Source organism: Massilia sp. Leaf139 (assembly GCF_001424165.1).
In the GTDB taxonomy this organism is placed as follows: domain Bacteria; phylum Pseudomonadota; class Gammaproteobacteria; order Burkholderiales; family Burkholderiaceae_D; genus Telluria.
The window spans coordinates 35,623-50,564 of the sequence record NZ_LMOJ01000023.1; the positions used below are offsets into that span (position 1 = coordinate 35,623).

At 63.1% G+C, this 14,942-nt stretch carries 16 protein-coding genes; 5 read left to right on the forward strand and 11 right to left on the reverse strand.

Features of this window, described 5'->3' with window-relative positions; translation table 11 throughout:
- Nucleotides 1–27 precede the first annotated feature (27 nt).
- On the reverse strand, nt 28–1,905 hold the full coding sequence (locus ASF77_RS14265) for a potassium transporter Kup (RefSeq protein ID WP_056340586.1): 1,878 nt from the start codon (nt 1,903–1,905) through the stop codon (nt 28–30).
- Between the two features lie 166 nt (nt 1,906–2,071).
- On the opposite strand from ASF77_RS14265, the gene rarD reads away from it, so the two are divergent.
- From rarD to ASF77_RS14280, 3 genes are all read left to right on the forward strand, one after another.
- On the forward strand, nt 2,072–2,962 hold the full coding sequence (gene rarD, locus ASF77_RS14270) for an EamA family transporter RarD (protein WP_056340589.1): 891 nt from the start codon (nt 2,072–2,074) through the stop codon (nt 2,960–2,962).
- 65 nt (nt 2,963–3,027) lie between these two features.
- The gene (ettA, locus tag ASF77_RS14275) at nt 3,028–4,695 is read left to right on the forward strand and encodes an energy-dependent translational throttle protein EttA (protein WP_056340592.1); all 1,668 of its coding nucleotides are present in this window, start codon (nt 3,028–3,030) and stop codon (nt 4,693–4,695) included.
- A 150-nt stretch (nt 4,696–4,845) separates the two neighbouring features.
- Complete coding sequence (locus tag ASF77_RS14280) at nt 4,846–5,424, forward strand: transposase (RefSeq protein WP_056340595.1); 579 nt, start codon at nt 4,846–4,848, stop codon at nt 5,422–5,424.
- Between the two features lie 46 nt (nt 5,425–5,470).
- Here the strand turns inward: ASF77_RS14280 and ASF77_RS14285 are convergent, their stop codons facing one another.
- Nucleotides 5,471–6,046, reverse strand: a complete 576-nt coding sequence (locus ASF77_RS14285) for an outer membrane beta-barrel protein (protein WP_056340597.1) — start codon at nt 6,044–6,046, stop codon at nt 5,471–5,473.
- Nucleotides 6,047–6,227: 181 nt separating this feature from the next.
- Nucleotides 6,228–6,824 (reverse strand): alpha-ketoglutarate-dependent dioxygenase AlkB, encoded by a 597-nt coding sequence (locus tag ASF77_RS14290; RefSeq protein ID WP_056340601.1) that lies wholly within the window; start codon nt 6,822–6,824, stop codon nt 6,228–6,230.
- Between the two features lie 51 nt (nt 6,825–6,875).
- On the opposite strand from ASF77_RS14290, the gene ASF77_RS14295 reads away from it, so the two are divergent.
- Entirely contained in the window at nt 6,876–7,454 is a 579-nt protein-coding gene (locus tag ASF77_RS14295) for a hypothetical protein (protein WP_056340604.1), read from the forward strand.
- Between the two features lie 45 nt (nt 7,455–7,499).
- On the opposite strand, the gene ASF77_RS14300 is transcribed toward ASF77_RS14295, so the two are convergent.
- From ASF77_RS14300 to ASF77_RS14330, 7 genes are all read right to left on the reverse strand, one after another.
- Nucleotides 7,500–7,862 carry a hypothetical protein gene (locus ASF77_RS14300; RefSeq protein ID WP_056340607.1) on the reverse strand — a complete coding sequence of 121 codons (363 nt, stop codon included), beginning with the start codon at nt 7,860–7,862 and terminating at the stop codon, nt 7,500–7,502.
- 123 nt (nt 7,863–7,985) lie between these two features.
- Nucleotides 7,986–8,363: an MAPEG family protein gene (locus tag ASF77_RS14305; RefSeq protein ID WP_056340610.1), complete on the reverse strand. Its 378-nt coding sequence runs from the start codon at nt 8,361–8,363 to the stop codon at nt 7,986–7,988.
- Nucleotides 8,364–8,388: 25 nt separating this feature from the next.
- On the reverse strand, nt 8,389–9,222 hold the full coding sequence (locus ASF77_RS14310) for a Rossmann-like and DUF2520 domain-containing protein (protein ID WP_056340614.1): 834 nt from the start codon (nt 9,220–9,222) through the stop codon (nt 8,389–8,391).
- On the reverse strand, nt 9,222–9,803 hold the full coding sequence (locus tag ASF77_RS14315; protein WP_056340617.1) for a DUF924 family protein: 582 nt from the start codon (nt 9,801–9,803) through the stop codon (nt 9,222–9,224). Before ASF77_RS14315 ends, ASF77_RS14310 begins: the two co-directional genes overlap by 1 nt.
- Before the next feature lie 31 nt (nt 9,804–9,834).
- Complete coding sequence (locus ASF77_RS14320) at nt 9,835–10,578, reverse strand: MgtC/SapB family protein (RefSeq protein ID WP_056340619.1); 744 nt, start codon at nt 10,576–10,578, stop codon at nt 9,835–9,837.
- A 27-nt stretch (nt 10,579–10,605) separates the two neighbouring features.
- Nucleotides 10,606–10,869: a hypothetical protein gene (locus ASF77_RS14325; RefSeq protein WP_056340622.1), complete on the reverse strand. Its 264-nt coding sequence runs from the start codon at nt 10,867–10,869 to the stop codon at nt 10,606–10,608.
- Nucleotides 10,869–12,686 (reverse strand): aminopeptidase P family protein, encoded by a 1,818-nt coding sequence (locus ASF77_RS14330; protein WP_056340626.1) that lies wholly within the window; start codon nt 12,684–12,686, stop codon nt 10,869–10,871. Before ASF77_RS14330 ends, ASF77_RS14325 begins: the two co-directional genes overlap by 1 nt.
- Nucleotides 12,687–12,959: 273 nt before the next feature.
- Here ASF77_RS14330 and ASF77_RS14335 point away from each other — a divergent pair, with 273 nt between their 5' ends.
- A complete protein-coding gene (locus ASF77_RS14335; RefSeq protein ID WP_056340628.1) occupies nt 12,960–14,096 on the forward strand; it encodes an IS481 family transposase in 1,137 nt (378 codons plus the stop codon).
- Between the two features lie 79 nt (nt 14,097–14,175).
- Here the strand turns inward: ASF77_RS14335 and ASF77_RS14340 are convergent, their stop codons facing one another.
- A complete protein-coding gene (locus ASF77_RS14340) occupies nt 14,176–14,856 on the reverse strand; it encodes a Crp/Fnr family transcriptional regulator (RefSeq protein ID WP_056340632.1) in 681 nt (226 codons plus the stop codon).
- Nucleotides 14,857–14,942: the final 86 nt, after the last annotated feature.

Sequence of the window (14,942 nt, forward strand, 5' to 3'; positions counted from 1 at the left end):
CTGTCCGCTTTTTGTCGAACTTTTGTATCAGATCTCGACTTGCGTGCCGAGCTCGATGACGCGGTTGGGCGGAATCTGGTAATAGTCGGCCGCGCCGCGCGCATTGCGCGACATTGCCACAAACAGATGTTCGCGCCACGGCATCATGCCGCCGCCCGGGGCCGAAATCACGGTCTGGCGTGCGATGAAGAAGGAGGTTTCCATCATCTCGAAGGGCAGGCCCAGTGTGGCGCAATGGCGCATGATGCCCGGGATGTCCGGCTCGTCCTTGAAACCGTAACGGATGTTGAGCTGGTAGCAGTTATGGCCCAGTTCCACCACCTGCGCCTGCTCGTCCGCAGCCACCCAGGGTTCTTCCAGAATGTGTACGGTCAGGAATACGACGCGCTCGTGCAGCACCTTGTTGTGCAGCAGGTTGTGCAGCAGCGCATGGGGCACGCCATCGGTCTCGCCGCGCAGGAAGATCGCGGTGCCGGGCACCCGCGTCGGCGGCCCGACGAACAAGGACTGCAGGAAGGCGTCGAGCGGAATCGCATGCTTTTCCAGGTTCTCGAACACCAGTTCACGCCCGCGCTTCCAGGTCAGCATGCCGGTCAACAAGACCGAACCGAGCAGCAGCGGGAACCAGCCGCCATGGAACAGTTTTAAGGTGGTCGACGAGAACAGCATGATGTCGATCACCAGGAAGAAGCCGGTGGCGCCGATGCACAGCGCCAGCGGCAGATGCCAGCGGTAGCGGGTGACGAAAAAGGTGAGGATGGTCGTCGCCATCATCGTCGCCGTCACGGCAATCCCGTAGGCGCCGGCCAGTTCTTCCGAGGAACCGAAACCGATCACGGCAATCAGGACGACGCCCAGTTGCAGCCAGTTCACGGCCGGAATATAGATCTGGCCGATCTGGCTTTCCGAGGTGTGCAGGATGCGCATGCGCGGCAGCAGGCCGAGCGCGATCGCCTGCTTGGTCATCGAATAGGTGCCGGAAATCGTCGCCTGGGACGCGATCACCGCCGCCATGGTGGAGAGGATCACCAGCGGAATCACGCTCCAGCTGCCGAGCTGGTGGAAGAAGGGATTGTCGACCGCGGTCGGGTCGGCGATCAGCAGGCCGCCCTGGCCGAGGTAGTTCAGGGTCAGGGCCGGGAAAGCGATCATGAACCAGGCCATGCGGATCGGCTTCTTGCCGAAATGGCCCATGTCGGCATACAGGGCTTCGGCGCCGGTGATGGCCAGCACCACGGCGCCAAGGGCGACAAAGGCGAGGAATTCGTTTTCCAGCATGAAGCGCAGCGCGTGCCAGGGATTCAGGGCGTTCAGAATCACGGGGGAGGCGATGATGTTGACGATGCCCATTGCCGCCAGGCTGAGGAACCAGACCAGCATCACCGGCCCGAAGAAGCGGCCGATGCCGGCCGTGCCATGGCGCTGCACGCTGTACAGGGCGACCAGCACGACGATGGTCAGCGGCACCACGTAATGCGACATGCCCGGCGCCGCCACTTCCAGCCCCTCGATCGCGCCCAACACCGAGATCGCCGGCGTGATGACGCTGTCGCCATAGAACATGGTGGCGCCCAGCACGCCGATCACGAGCAGCGGGAAATGCCATTTCGAATGGCGGGTCACGGAATTCAGGGTCAGCGCCATCAGCGCCATGATGCCACCCTCCCCGCGGTTGTTCGCACGCAGCACCAGGGTGACGTATTTGAGCGAGACGATGATCGTCAGGCTCCAGAAAATCAGGGAAATGATGCCGAGGATGTTAGGCGTGGTCAGCGGCAAGCCGTGCTCGGGGTCGAAGATCGCACGCAGGGTGTACAAGGGGCTGGTACCGATGTCGCCGTAGACGATGCCGATGGCGGCCAGGGTCAGCGCCGCGACGCTGCTCTTCTTATTTTCAGACGTCAAAATTGCACCATGTGTTCTGTTCTGGTGCGGCGCACCATAAAATATCGACAAGAAAATTGCAAGAACATTTCGTCAGGCATCATACACCGCCCTAAAAATGGGCAGCGCCTGCAGGGTTCCTCCCTATCGGAGATAATGTCATCCCTGCAATCCCCCTCATTTCTCCATGCGTACCGGCATCCTTTCCGCCGCCCTGGCCTTCCTGTGCTGGGGCCTGTTCCCGCTGTATTTCCATGCCCTGGGCGAGGTGCCGGCGCTGCAGATCCTCGCCCACCGCATGCTGTGGTCGCTTGCCTTTCTCCTGATCGTACTGACCCTGCGTAAGCAATGGCGCTGGCTGGAGCAGGTGCGGCAACCGCGCGTGTTCTGGAGTTTCGTCGCCTCGGCCGTCCTGTTGGCGGGGAACTGGCTGCTGTATATCTGGGCCGTCAACAATGGCCACGTGATCGATGCCAGCCTGGGCTATTTCATTACGCCGCTATTCAACATCATGCTCGGGTTCCTGATCCTCAAGGAACGCCTGCGCCCGCTGCAGTGGGCCGTGATCGGCATCGCCGCCCTTGGCGTGGCCTGGCTGACCCTGCATGCGGGCAACGTGCCGTGGATCGCCCTCGGGCTGGCGGCGTCCTTCGGCGGCTATGGTTTGCTGCGCAAGACGGCGGCCCTGGGCGCGCTCGAGGGCCTCTCCTTTGAGACCATGGTGCTGTTCCCGGTCGCCGCCGTGTATCTCGGCTGGCTCACCCTGCACGGCGACAACGCGTTCATCAACACCGCGTCCGATACCACGCGCTGGCTGCTGGTGGCCGCCGGCCCGATCACGGCCATTCCGCTGCTGCTGTTCGCCAACGGCGCCCGTCGAATTCCGCTGTCGATCCTCGGCCTGCTGCAATACCTGGGGCCAACCATCCAGTTCCTGCTCGGCGTGCTGCTGTTCAAGGAAGCCTTCACCAGCGAGCGCCTGGTCGGCTTCGCCCTGATCTGGGGTGCGCTCGTCCTGTTCGCCGGCGAGGGTTTGTTCCAGCGCGGACGGGATGCGGCGGCAGCGAAAGTTTCATGACAGGGGTGCCCCCCGGGGCGCTTCTATCGTATCCTTTGCACCTTGATTTTCTGAAGAATTAAAAAATGGCCAATTACGTCTATACCATGAACCGCGTGGGCAAAATCGTCCCGCCGAAACGCCAGATCCTCAAGGACATCTCGCTGTCCTTCTTCCCGGGCGCGAAGATCGGCGTGCTGGGCCTGAACGGCTCCGGCAAGTCGACCCTGCTGAAAATCATGGCAGGCATCGATACCGACATCCAGGGCGAAGCGCGTCCGATGCCGGGTTTAAATATCGGCTACCTGCCGCAGGAGCCACAGCTCGATCCAGAAAAAACCGTGCGCCAGGAAGTCGAATCGGGCCTGGGCGAAGCCTTCGAAGCGCAAGCCAAGCTGGAAGCCGTGTATGCCGCGTATGCGGAAGAAGACGCGGATTTCGACGCCCTGGCCAAGGAACAGGAACGCCTGGAATCGATCATTGCCGCGGCCGACGGCGGCAACCTGAACCTGCAAATGGAAATGGCAGCCGATGCACTGCGCCTGCCGCCCTGGGACGCGAAGATCGGCGTGCTGTCGGGCGGCGAGAAGCGCCGTGTGGCACTCTGCAAACTGCTGCTCTCCAAGCCGGACATGCTGCTGCTCGACGAACCCACCAACCACCTGGACGCGGAATCGGTCGAGTGGCTCGAACAATTCCTGCTGCGCTTCCCAGGCACCGTGGTCGGCATCACCCACGACCGCTACTTCCTCGACAACGCCGCCGAATGGATCCTGGAACTGGATCGCGGTTCGGGCATCCCGTGGAAGGGCAATTACAGCTCCTGGCTGGATCAGAAGCAGGCCCGTCTGAAACAGGAAGAAGCGACCGAATCGGCACGCCAGAAGGCGCTGGCGAAGGAACTCGAGTGGGCGCGCCAGAATCCGAAGGCACGCCAGGCCAAGTCGAAGGCGCGCCTGGCCCGCTTCAACGAACTGTCCGAATTCGAATACCAGAAGCGCAACGAAACCCAGGAAATCTTCATTCCTGTGGCCGAACGCCTGGGCAACGAAGTCATCGAGTTCAAGAACGTCAGCAAAGCCTTCGGCGACCGCCTCTTGATCGACAACCTGTCGTTCACGGTGCCGCCGGGCGCGATCGTCGGCATCATCGGCCCGAACGGCGCCGGTAAGTCGACCCTGTTCAAGATGATCGCCGGCAAAGAGCAGCCGGACAGCGGCGAAGTCGTGATCGGCCAAACGGCCAAGGTGTCGCTGGTCGACCAGCACCGCGACGAGCTGGCCAACAACAAGTCGGTGTTCGAAGACGTCACCGGCGGCGCCGACATGCTCAGCGTGGGCCGCTTCGAGATGCCTTCGCGCGCCTACCTCGGCCGTTTCAATTTCAAAGGTTCGGATCAGCAAAAGATCGTCGGCAACCTGTCGGGTGGCGAACGCGGCCGCCTGCACCTGGCGAAGACCCTGTTGCAAGGCGGCAACGTCCTGCTGCTGGACGAACCGTCGAACGACCTCGACGTGGAGACCCTGCGCGCGCTGGAAGACGCCCTGCTTGAATTCGCCGGCAGCGTGATGGTGATCTCGCACGATCGCTGGTTCCTGGATCGCATCGCGACGCACATCCTGGCCTTCGAAGGCAATTCGCAAGTCACCTTCTTCGACGGTAACTACCAGGAATACGAAGCCGACAAGAAGAAGCGTCTGGGCGAAGAAGGCGCCAAGCCGAAGCGGATCCGCTACAAGCCGCTGACGACCTGATCGTCCCCGCAGCACAGAAGCCCGGCCACGCCGGGCTTTTTTTTCGCCTGGAATTTATGAGCGGAAACGGAACGCGGCTGCAGGCCAGGGTGTGTAGAATCGGTCGCCGATGAGGCATTTAGTTCCTGCTTCCCCTTTGCGCCAATCGACATGGCGACCATTCTCGATTGGCACACTTTGCCCATGACTGACTACCGCGATAACCGGGTTCCTGGTGGAACTTTTTTCTTCACGGTTCGCTTGCTTGACCGTGGCAGCAGCTTGTTGACGGATCACATCTCCGCGTTCGGCGACGCCATCCGCCAGGCGCGTGTCCGTAAACCCTTCCATGTGGACGGCTGGGTGGTGTTGCCCGATCATGCCCATGCGATGTGGACGCTGCCGCCGGGCGACCACGACTGTTCCAGCCGCTGGCGCGCCGTCAAGATCGCCTTTTCCAAAGCCTTGCGCAAGTCGCTGACCGCGGCCCAGGCCGACGGCGCGATCTGGGCACGGCAATACCAGGAATTCCGGGTGGCGAGCGATGCCGAATATGCCTCGCTGATCGATTACATGCACACCAATCCGGTACGCCACGGCCTGTGCGCCTGCGCGCACGACTGGCCCTGGTCGTCGGTGCACCGTTTCATTTCCGAGGGATTCAGTGCGCCGCAGGGGCAGATGCCGCCTGTGATGCCGCCCTGGGCAAGCCGGCACGCTGGCGGACTCGGAACCGCACCGGTGTTGTAACGCAAAAAAGGGCCCGCAGGCCCTTTTTTATTGGCGACGCCTCAACTTAAAAAGCGTATTTCGCGCCGATGGTGATGACGTCCGGACGGGCGCCGAAGTCGGCTTTCTTGCCGTAGCGTTCGTATTCGGCGATCACCGACACATTGTCGTTGATGGCGTGCTGGACACCGACACCGGCATACACGCCGTTGTCGCTGACTTTACGGGAGATGCCTGGGGTGTTGGCGTTCATCTCGTGCTTGGTGTGGGCCACGCCCAGCTTGCCGTAGACGCCAGTCTTTTCGTTGATCGGCATGGTGGCCTTGCCGGCGAGGTAGGCGCCGTAGCCTTCGGTCTCGGCAGTGCCGTTGATACCGTTCACCGCGTAGTTGGTACGCGAGGTGCGGAAGTCGGTGTAGCCGGCTTCGACACCGAAGCGCTGATCGATGTCCACGCCGCCGAATACTTTACCCGAGGTTTTGTAGCTGCTGTCCTCGACGCCGGTGGCGCCCGGGATGCGGTGTTCGTTCTCGACGGTGGCGAGGCCGGCGCCCACATAGCCGCGTGGGGTGGTGGTGGTCTGGGCCTGGGCGGCGGTCATGACGGCGGAACCTGCGATCAGTGCAAAGATGAGCTTTTTCATACGTAAATCCTTTTCACATTTGTAGTCTGGCTCGCAATTCATCATGAATCGCGATGTGTCCAAGATAGCATCGTGAAAAGCGCACGACAGTGCGAATTAGGTAAGAACTGTAATCAAATGTAACATAACTGACTAATGGTTCAGTTATTTTGACATCAAAATGCCTTGTGAAGCCAGCAAATTAGACGACGTACCTGAAGGTTAAATTAATTCGTTCTCCGAGGGGAAGCGCCGACTTATTGATGCCGTGGAGCCAGTACCTCTGCAGTTGGCCGCGCATCAGGAGCAGGCTGCCATCCTCCAAGGGTAAGCGTAGACTTTGTCTGTTGTTTTTATGCTTCAAAATAAAAGTGCGGGTGGCGCCAAAACTGAGCGAGGCGATGGCGGGCTCCTCTCCCAGTTCCGGCTCGTTATCGCTGTGCATGCCCATGCTGTCGCGCCCGTTGCGGTAGCGGTTCAGGAGTACGCTATTGAAAGCTTCGCCGCAGGCGGCCTCGACGGCGGCGCGGATTTCCATCAATAAGGGCGTCCAGGGCAGCGGTTCCAGGCGCAGGCCGGAATAGGTGTAACTGGCATCGCCATACCAGGCCGTCAGGCGCGGCTGCAGATGGCGTTTGCCGAAGACGATCACGCTTTCTTCGCGCCATGGCGTCTCGTGCAGCAGGCGTTCGAAAACCTCGGCGTTCGACAGCGGCAAGGGTAACCTGGACAGCAGCGCCAGCTCGCCGTCGTCGATGGGAATCGGCGTCAAGGCGCCGGGGGTGTCGAACAGATCCATGGAATCACCAACCGTTTATCATGGGCGATTCCCATGACGGAGCATTGTCGCATGAACAAACGTGACTTCCTGGGCACGGCGCTGGCGGCCGCTAGCCTGCCGGCGGCAGCCGCGCCGGCGCCGGCCAAGTCCAAGGGCCCCACCTTGCTGACGATCAGCGGCAGTATCCAACGCCCGAACCGCGGCGCCCTCGATCCGGCCTTGGATCAGATGATGGCCAAGCACAAGCTGGCATTCACGCAGGCCCATGCGCTCGACTTTGCGGCATTGATGCGGCTGCCGGCACGGACGATCCATCCGACGCTCGAGTACGACCATCGCGCCCACCAGTTGCGCGGCCCGCTGCTGCTGGATGTGCTGGCCCTGGCCGGTGCGCCGGCGAACGACGCAACGCGCATCACCTTGCGCGCGGTCGATGGCTATGGCGCGACGATCACCCGTCAGCAGGCACGGACGCAGGGATTCATCGTCGCCACCCACCTCGACGGGGCGCCGATGGCACTCGGTGGATTGGGCCCTTTATGGGCAGTGTTCGATGCCGACCGGGTATCGGAACTGGCGGCGCAGCCGGTCACGGCGCGCTTCGGCGCCTGCCCGTGGGCCTTGTACCACATCGACGTTCAGGGATAAGCAGGGAACCGACACCGGCGCGCGGTGTCGGTGGTGAACCACAACTCAGGCGTAGGCTTCGGCCATGCTCATCACGCGCTTGGTGACGCTGACGCCGATGTTGCCGAACAGGCTGTCGAGAGCGGCCAGGTTGGCGCTGCATTCCTCGGTCTTCCAGCCTTTGAATAAATCGGTACCGTCCTTTTCGAAGTGCAGGTCGAGCACGCGGCCGCCGTCGCGGTGCGTATAACTCTTCTGGTAGCTGCCCTTGAAGCCGAGCTCGCCTAAGGCGGCCAGCACCGCCTGCGGCGGATTGTCGGGATCGGTGGCCAGGTAGACGCCATAGGTTTTGCCGGGCGGCTTGGCAGCGATATCGACTTCGTAAATGCCCGGCGCCTTCATCAGGGCGGTACTCTTCAAAAACAGCATGTTGCCTCCTACGCATCGAACCAGCCGGGCGCGACGCGCACCAGTCACCGGTATGACGGATTCAACAGCCAAGCTTATTGCCGATCGGGAACTTTGTCGATTCCCTGATACAAGTATTTTGCTCTAGTGCATCAATAAACCAACGACAGTGCCGCCAATCAGCAACGCACTTGCCACCATGCCAACGATAAAACCGATTTCGCGCTGCGTCGGGTCGCGGTAATAGCCGAGTGCATAGGCGATGCGGCCGCCGCACCACAGCAAGCCGCCGGCCGCGGCCCACAGGTCGCCCAGGTACAGCGCGCACAGCCACATGGGCACGAGCACGATCGGCAACTGTTCCAGCGTATTGACCTGTACCCGCTGCGCGCTCTGGAAGGCGGTGGGCCCTTCCATGCTGGGCGCCGGCACCTTGTATTTGACGCGTGCATAGCCGGCCATGACGCCCGTCCAGAAGTACACGCCGAGAACGGCCAGCATGGCCCAGGCAGTAAAGAACATCGGTAATCCTTGGTTGATGAATGGTTCAGGGTGCGCCGCGCTGCTTGCGCTCGGCCAGGGGCAGCGTCGCCGCGACCAGGGCCTCATACAGCTGGGCAGTGGGCGCGTCCCAGTCCTGCAGGGCGACGTGCTGGCGGGCGACAGTTGCCATGTCGCCGCGCGCCACCGGGCCGCTCAGCGCCGCGGGTGCGCCGAGGCGGAACACGTTGGCCAGGGTTTCGCTGGCCAGCGGTTGCGCCAGTTCGCGCGCCACTTGCGGCGGCACACCGGCCGCGGCATAGGCGCGCAAGGCGGCGTCGAGCACCGTCACCAGGTAATTGGCGGCGAACACCGAGGCGGCGTGGTACACCGTCTTGGCGGCGGCGTCGATCGGCACCAGGCGCGCACCGATGCCTGTAAAAGCAGGCGCCAGCAGCGCCAGCGCCGTTTCGTCCCCTTCGACCCCGCACCAGGTGCCGGTAAACGCGGCAGCGACCGCGGCCGGATCGGCGAAGCTGCGCACCGGGTGGATGCTGGCGACGCCTGCGCCGGCCGCGCTGGCGGCCGCCAGTTCGTTCGATCCCTTGGCGCCGCTGCAGTGGAAGACGGTGGCGTCGTCCAGCAGACCGGCAGTGGCCAGCGCCACGCACACAGGGGCGATGGCGTCGTCGCCGACGGCCAGCATCCAGACCGGAGCCGGGCGCATATTGGAAGCCTGCGCCAGCGCGCGGCCGGCGCCGATAAAGGCGACGGCATCCAATGCGCTGGCCTCCGAACGGGTCAGCACATCCTGGATCTCGAAGACGCCGTGCGCATGGAACAGGCGCCCCAGCGTGCGTCCGACATGGCCGGCGCCGACGATGTTCAGCGCCAGCGCCATCAGAAGCCGGCGCCGGGTTGGCTCAGGTAGTGCAGCTCGTCGGCGGTGGAGGCGCGGCCGAGGATCGGGTTACGGTGCGGGAAGCGGCCGAAACGCGCGATCACGCCGCGGTGGCGGTGCGCATAGTCGAGCATTTCGGTAAATCCTTCGTGCTCGGCCGCCAGGCGCGCGAACAGGTCGACGGCACACTGCTGCATGCGCGCGTCTTCGGCGTGCTCGTAGGGCATGTAGACGAAAGCGCGCTGGAACGGCGGCAACGCGCGGTCGGCGCCGCTGTCGACCAGGGCCTGCGCCGCCATCAAGGCCAGGCTGTCGCCGGCGAAAGCTTCCGGCGTCTCGCGGTGCGCGTTGCGGGTGAACTGATCGAGCACCAGGATACGCGCCAGCGTCCCTGGCGCGCCCTCGTCCAGATCCCATTCGCGCAGGCCGCCGGCGACCGCTTGCGCGATCAGGCTGCCGAAGCGGTTGCGGATCTCCGCGTCAAAGGCGGAATCCTTGCGAAACCACTCAGGCCGTGCCTTGCCGTAGTCCGCATGATCGGCCGGCAGGAACCAGAAATCGAGAACGTCTTGCGCTTTCATTACCATCCCAATTGTTTTGATTTTATTTAGTTTAATTACGGGCGTGCGAGAGTTGAAACCCTTCGACGCCTTCGGAGGCCGCCAGTTCGGCGGCCAGTTCGGTCAAGGTGGCGCGGTTGTGGCGCGACAGGGCGATGGCGACGAAGCGCCATTCCTGGCGCCCGTTGCTGCTGGCGATCGTCAGCGAGCTGCCGGCGATCGTATAGCCGCGCTCGAGCGCCGCTTCGCGCAGGGCGTCCTCGCGCGGCAGGTAGTCTTCGCGAAAACGCAGCATCACGGCCACCGCGCGGCGCGAGGGCAGCACCGCCTCCACCCGGTTCAGATAAATCATGATCATGGCCGAGAAAAAGGCCAGTCCCATCGCGGCCAGATAAAAGCCGACGCCGACCAGAATGCCGATGACCGACGAGCTCCAGATCGAGGCGGCCGTGGTCAGCCCGCTGATATTGAAACCTTCGCGCATGATGACGCCGGCGCCGAGGAAGCCGATGCCGGTGACCACGCCCTGCATCACCCGGGTCGGGTCGACCACACCGATGGCGCCGGTCTGGCCGCCGAACCACATCTCGGGGTAGCCGCTGACGATGGTCAGCGCGCAGGACGCCATGCAAACTAAACCATAGGTGCGCATGCCGGCCGCGCGCCCGTGATACGAGCGCTCGTAGCCCACCAGCAGGCCCAGGAATAGCGAGCCGGCCAGGTGCAGCAGGATCACCGCATTGGTCGCGATTTCGGAGGGCGACCAATAGGGTGACAGGAAATCGACGTTCGTCATGCCGCGCTTTCAGTGCTGCTTCAGGGACTATTCAGGCTTCTTCTTGACCAGCTGCTTTTCGAACGCGATGTCGTTCTTGGTCAGGCGCTTGACTTCCTGCGGCCCAAGGCCATTCACGAAGGCGACGAACTCGTCGAGTTCGAGCGGCTCGCACAGCGGCGGCGAACCGGGCATCTCGGACAAATAAAAGCCGCCGCTGGCGGTACGGGCCATCGAATAGCCGGTGTGGCCGGTGCGGCGTTTCAGGCGCTCGATGGCGGAACTGGCGCGGGTGGAGCGGGAAGAAGCCATCAGATCGCCCTCGTGCGCAGTTCGAGCCACTCGCGCGCGCTGCCGGCCACGTGCGGCAGCAGGCGTTCGCGTACCTGCGCGTGGTAGTCGTTGAGCCACTTCACTTCATGCGGCTGCAGCAGCGCCAGATCCAGGCAGCGGGTGTCGATCGGGCACAGGGTCAGCGTCTCGAAGCGCAGGAATTCGCCGAATTCCCCCGCCCCGGCAGGCACGTTGAGTACCAGGTTTTCGATGCGGATGCCCCAGCGGCCCGGTTTATAAATACCCGGTTCGATCGAGGTGATCATGCCCGGCTCCATCGCCGTGTGCGGGTCGGGCGCGGCGGTCGGGGAGATGACTTGCGGGCCTTCGTGCACGTTCATGAAGTAGCCGACACCGTGGCCGGTGCCATGGCCGTAGTCGACGCCGGCGGCCCAGATCGGGGCGCGCGCGATCGCGTCCAGCATCGGCGAGCGGGTGCCGCGCGGGAAGTGCGCGTTCGACAGCGCCATCATCCCCTTCAGCACGAGCGTGAAATCGCGGCGGTGGTCGGCCGTGATCCGGCCAACCGGCACCACGCGCGTGATGTCGGTGGTGCCGCCCAGGTACTGGCCGCCCGAATCGATCAGCAGCAGGCCGTCGCCCTCGATCAGCGCATGCGACTCTTTCGAGGCGCGGTAGTGCATGATCGCGCCGTTGGCATTGAAACCGGCGATCGTGTTGAAGCTGGCGCTGACGAAGTGCGGGCGGCGCGCACGCGCGGCCGTGATCTGTTCGTCGATGGTCAGTTCGGTCAGCGGCGCGCGCTGCGGATTGGCCAGCTCGGCCTCCAGCCAGGCAAAGAATTCGCACAGGGCGGCGCCATCCTGTTCCATCGTGGCGCGCACGTGCACCGCTTCGGCCTCGGTCTTGCGCGACTTGGCGAAGGTGGTCGGGTTGATCGCCTCGACGATGTTAACCCCATCCGGCACGGCGGCGCGCATGCCGGCCGTGATGCGGCGCGGGTCGACCAGCAGGGTACTCCCCGCCGGCAGCGCCGCCAGCGCCTCGGCCGCGGCGGCATAGGGCGCAAGGCGCACGCCGTCTTCGCGCAGGCGCGCCTGCAGTTGATCGGATGCCTTGCCGTCGGCGACGAACAGGGTGGCGCCGTCCTGCTCGAGCAGCGCGTGGGCGACGAAGACGGGATTGAAACTGACGTCGGCGCCGCGCAGGTTGAACAGGTAGGCGATGTCGTCCAGGGTCGACATGAAATGGCGCTCGGCGCCGAGCGCCGCCATCGCGCTGCGGGTGGCGGCCAGTTTAGCGGCGCGCGTCATGGTCGCGTGCGGCGGCAGGTGTTCGTAGAGCGCGTCCGGCGGCAGGCCGGGGCGCTCGCTCCAGATGTCGTCGAGCAGATCGATGTCGGTGCGCAGCAGGATGCCGCGTGCGCTTAGAGCGTCTCCCAGCAGGCGCGCCACGGCCAGGCCCAGCACGCGGGCGTCGACGGCGACGGTCTGGCCAGGCTGCAGGTTGGCCGCCAGCCAGTCGATGTGCAGCAGGCTGGCGCCCGAGGGGATCTTCATCAGGGCGATGGAGCTGCCGGCCAGTTCGGTCTCGGCCTGCGTGTAGTAGCGGCCATCCGTCCAGACGCCGGCGAAATCGGCGGTGGCGATGAAGGTGCCGACCGAACCCGTAAAACCCGACAGCCATTCGCGGCCCTGCCAGCGGCGCGGCAGGTATTCGGACAGGTGGGGGTCGCTCGACGGGACGATGTAGGCATCGATGCCGTGACGTTTCATCGCGGCGCGCAGGGCCTGCAGGCGCTCGGCGCGTGGGGAGGAAGTAGATGGATTAGACATGTGCTTATCATACCCCCAACGCTACATCGCGCGCGAGCCGATGACGGTTGTGCACCGTAGGGTGGGCATGCCCACGCGTACGTGCGGTTAAATGCCGTAATGTGTGGGAAAACGAGCGCGCATGTACCGTGGTGCTTCGCATGACGTTTCGATTTGCATGCGTCCGACCGCGTGGGCACAAGTGTGTTTAGCACAGGGACATCCTAAACACTTGGCTAGGGACATAGGTAGCACCTTTTATGATCATTGCACTGCTGACTTTGGGAGCGTGCGATGCCTTGGAAGGAGAGTTCCAAAATGTCCTCTCGTCTTGAATTCGTGCTGTTGGCGGCAGCGCCGGGAGCCAATGTGCGGGCGTTGTGCCGTGCTTTCGGTGTTAGTCCGAAGACGGCTTACACGTGGATGGAGCGCTACAGGCAGGAAGGCCAGGCTGGCTTGAGTGATCGCTCGCGCCAGCCGCTGACGTCGCCGAATCGAAGCAATGCCGAACTCGAAGCGCAAGTGCTGGCATTGCATGACCAGTATCCGTGCTGGGGTGGACGCAAGCTGGCCGCGTTGCTCCCCGACGGGATAGCCAAGCCGCACCACAACACGATCGCTGCAATCTTGCGGCGTAATGGGCGTCGTTTAGTTCCCCACATCGATGCTGCAGAGCGAACCCATCTTCGCTTCGAACATGAAGCGCCCAATTTGCTGTGGCAGATGGATTTCAAGGGTCACATTGCATTGACCAACAAGCTGGCAGGACGTTGCCATCCGTTGACGGTGTTGGACGATCACTCCCGCTTCGCCCTGTGCTTGGCTGCTTGTTCAGGAGAAGACGGTGTCCAGGTACGAGCAGCCTTGACGCAGGCGTTTCTCACCTACGGCCTGCCGCAAAGGATCACCTGCGACAACGGCCCTCCTTGGGGTACATCGGGGCATGGCACGCTCTCAAAGCTGGAAATATGGCTGACCCGCTTGGGCATCCGCGTCAGCCACAGCCGCCCTTATCATCCCCAAACGCAGGGCAAGGACGAACGCTTCCACCGTACGCTCAAACGCGAATTGCTCGACCGCTCCGGCTTCAACACCATCGACTCGTGTCAGAGCGCGTTCAACCGCTGGCGCGACCAATACAATCTCATCCGTCCACACGAGGCACTGGGACAACGGCCACCGGTAACGCGCTATGCGCCCAGCGCCAGGCCCTTTCCGGCTGACTTGCCGCCCGTTGAATACGACGAGGGCGACGAGGTGCGCAAAGTCCGCCGGCACGGCCAGCTGTACTTCCGGGGATGCGACTATTTTGTCGGTGAGGGGCTGCTCGACGAACTGGTCGCTATCCGTCCTACGGCTGAAGACGGCGTCTTCAAGGTGTTTTTCTGCGACCGAGAATTACGAACCATCGACCTGCGAAACCCAGGCTAGAATGACACCACATGTGTTACCTATGTCCCTAGCCAGGTGTTACCTATGTCCCTGTGCTAAACAAAGTGCCCACCCTACATCAGGCTTGAAAGTTGCGCAGCCCTTCCAGATCCAAGACCCGAATCCCACCATAGTCCAGCCGTAACAGCCCCGCCTTCTCCAGCAGCTGCAGCGCCCCATTCACCCGCTGGCGCGAGGCCCCCGACAAATAGCCGATCTCTTCCTGCGACAGCTGCACCAGTGCTTCGAAGCCCGGATACAGGTGGTCGTTGAACATCGCCGCCAGGCAGCGCGCGACGCGGGTGTCGACGTCGAGCATGCGGTCGGTTTCAACTTGCCCGATGAACTGGCCCAGGCGCTCGTTCAGCTGCATCAGCAAAAAGCGGTTGAAGGGCAGGCTGTGCTCGAGCAGCCATTCGAAGGTGGCGCGCGGCATGCGCGCCACGCGGGTGTCGCGCAGCGCCATCACGTCGTACTTCCTGAACGCGTCTTTCAGTAACGACCCCTCGCCGAACCAGCCGCCGGCGGTCACGCCCGTAAACGTCACGCTCTTCCCCGAGGGCGAAAAGTTGTTGATTTTTACCAGACCGTCGATGATGCCGACCCAGTTTTCCAGCGCTTCTCCCTTGCGGCAGACAAAGCCGCCCTTCGGGACGAACTGCTCGAAGCAGACGGCCTCGACCCGCGCCATCTCTTCAGGCGTGAGGACGCGGCCCCAGATGGTGGCGCGCAGGTGTTCCACGAGTGTCGGTGTCGGCATTTTAATTTGTGCAACGCGTCATCGAAAGTCGGGCCAATTGTCATTCAGATGACAACTTCCCTGTCCAACGCAAAGTACTATCTTCA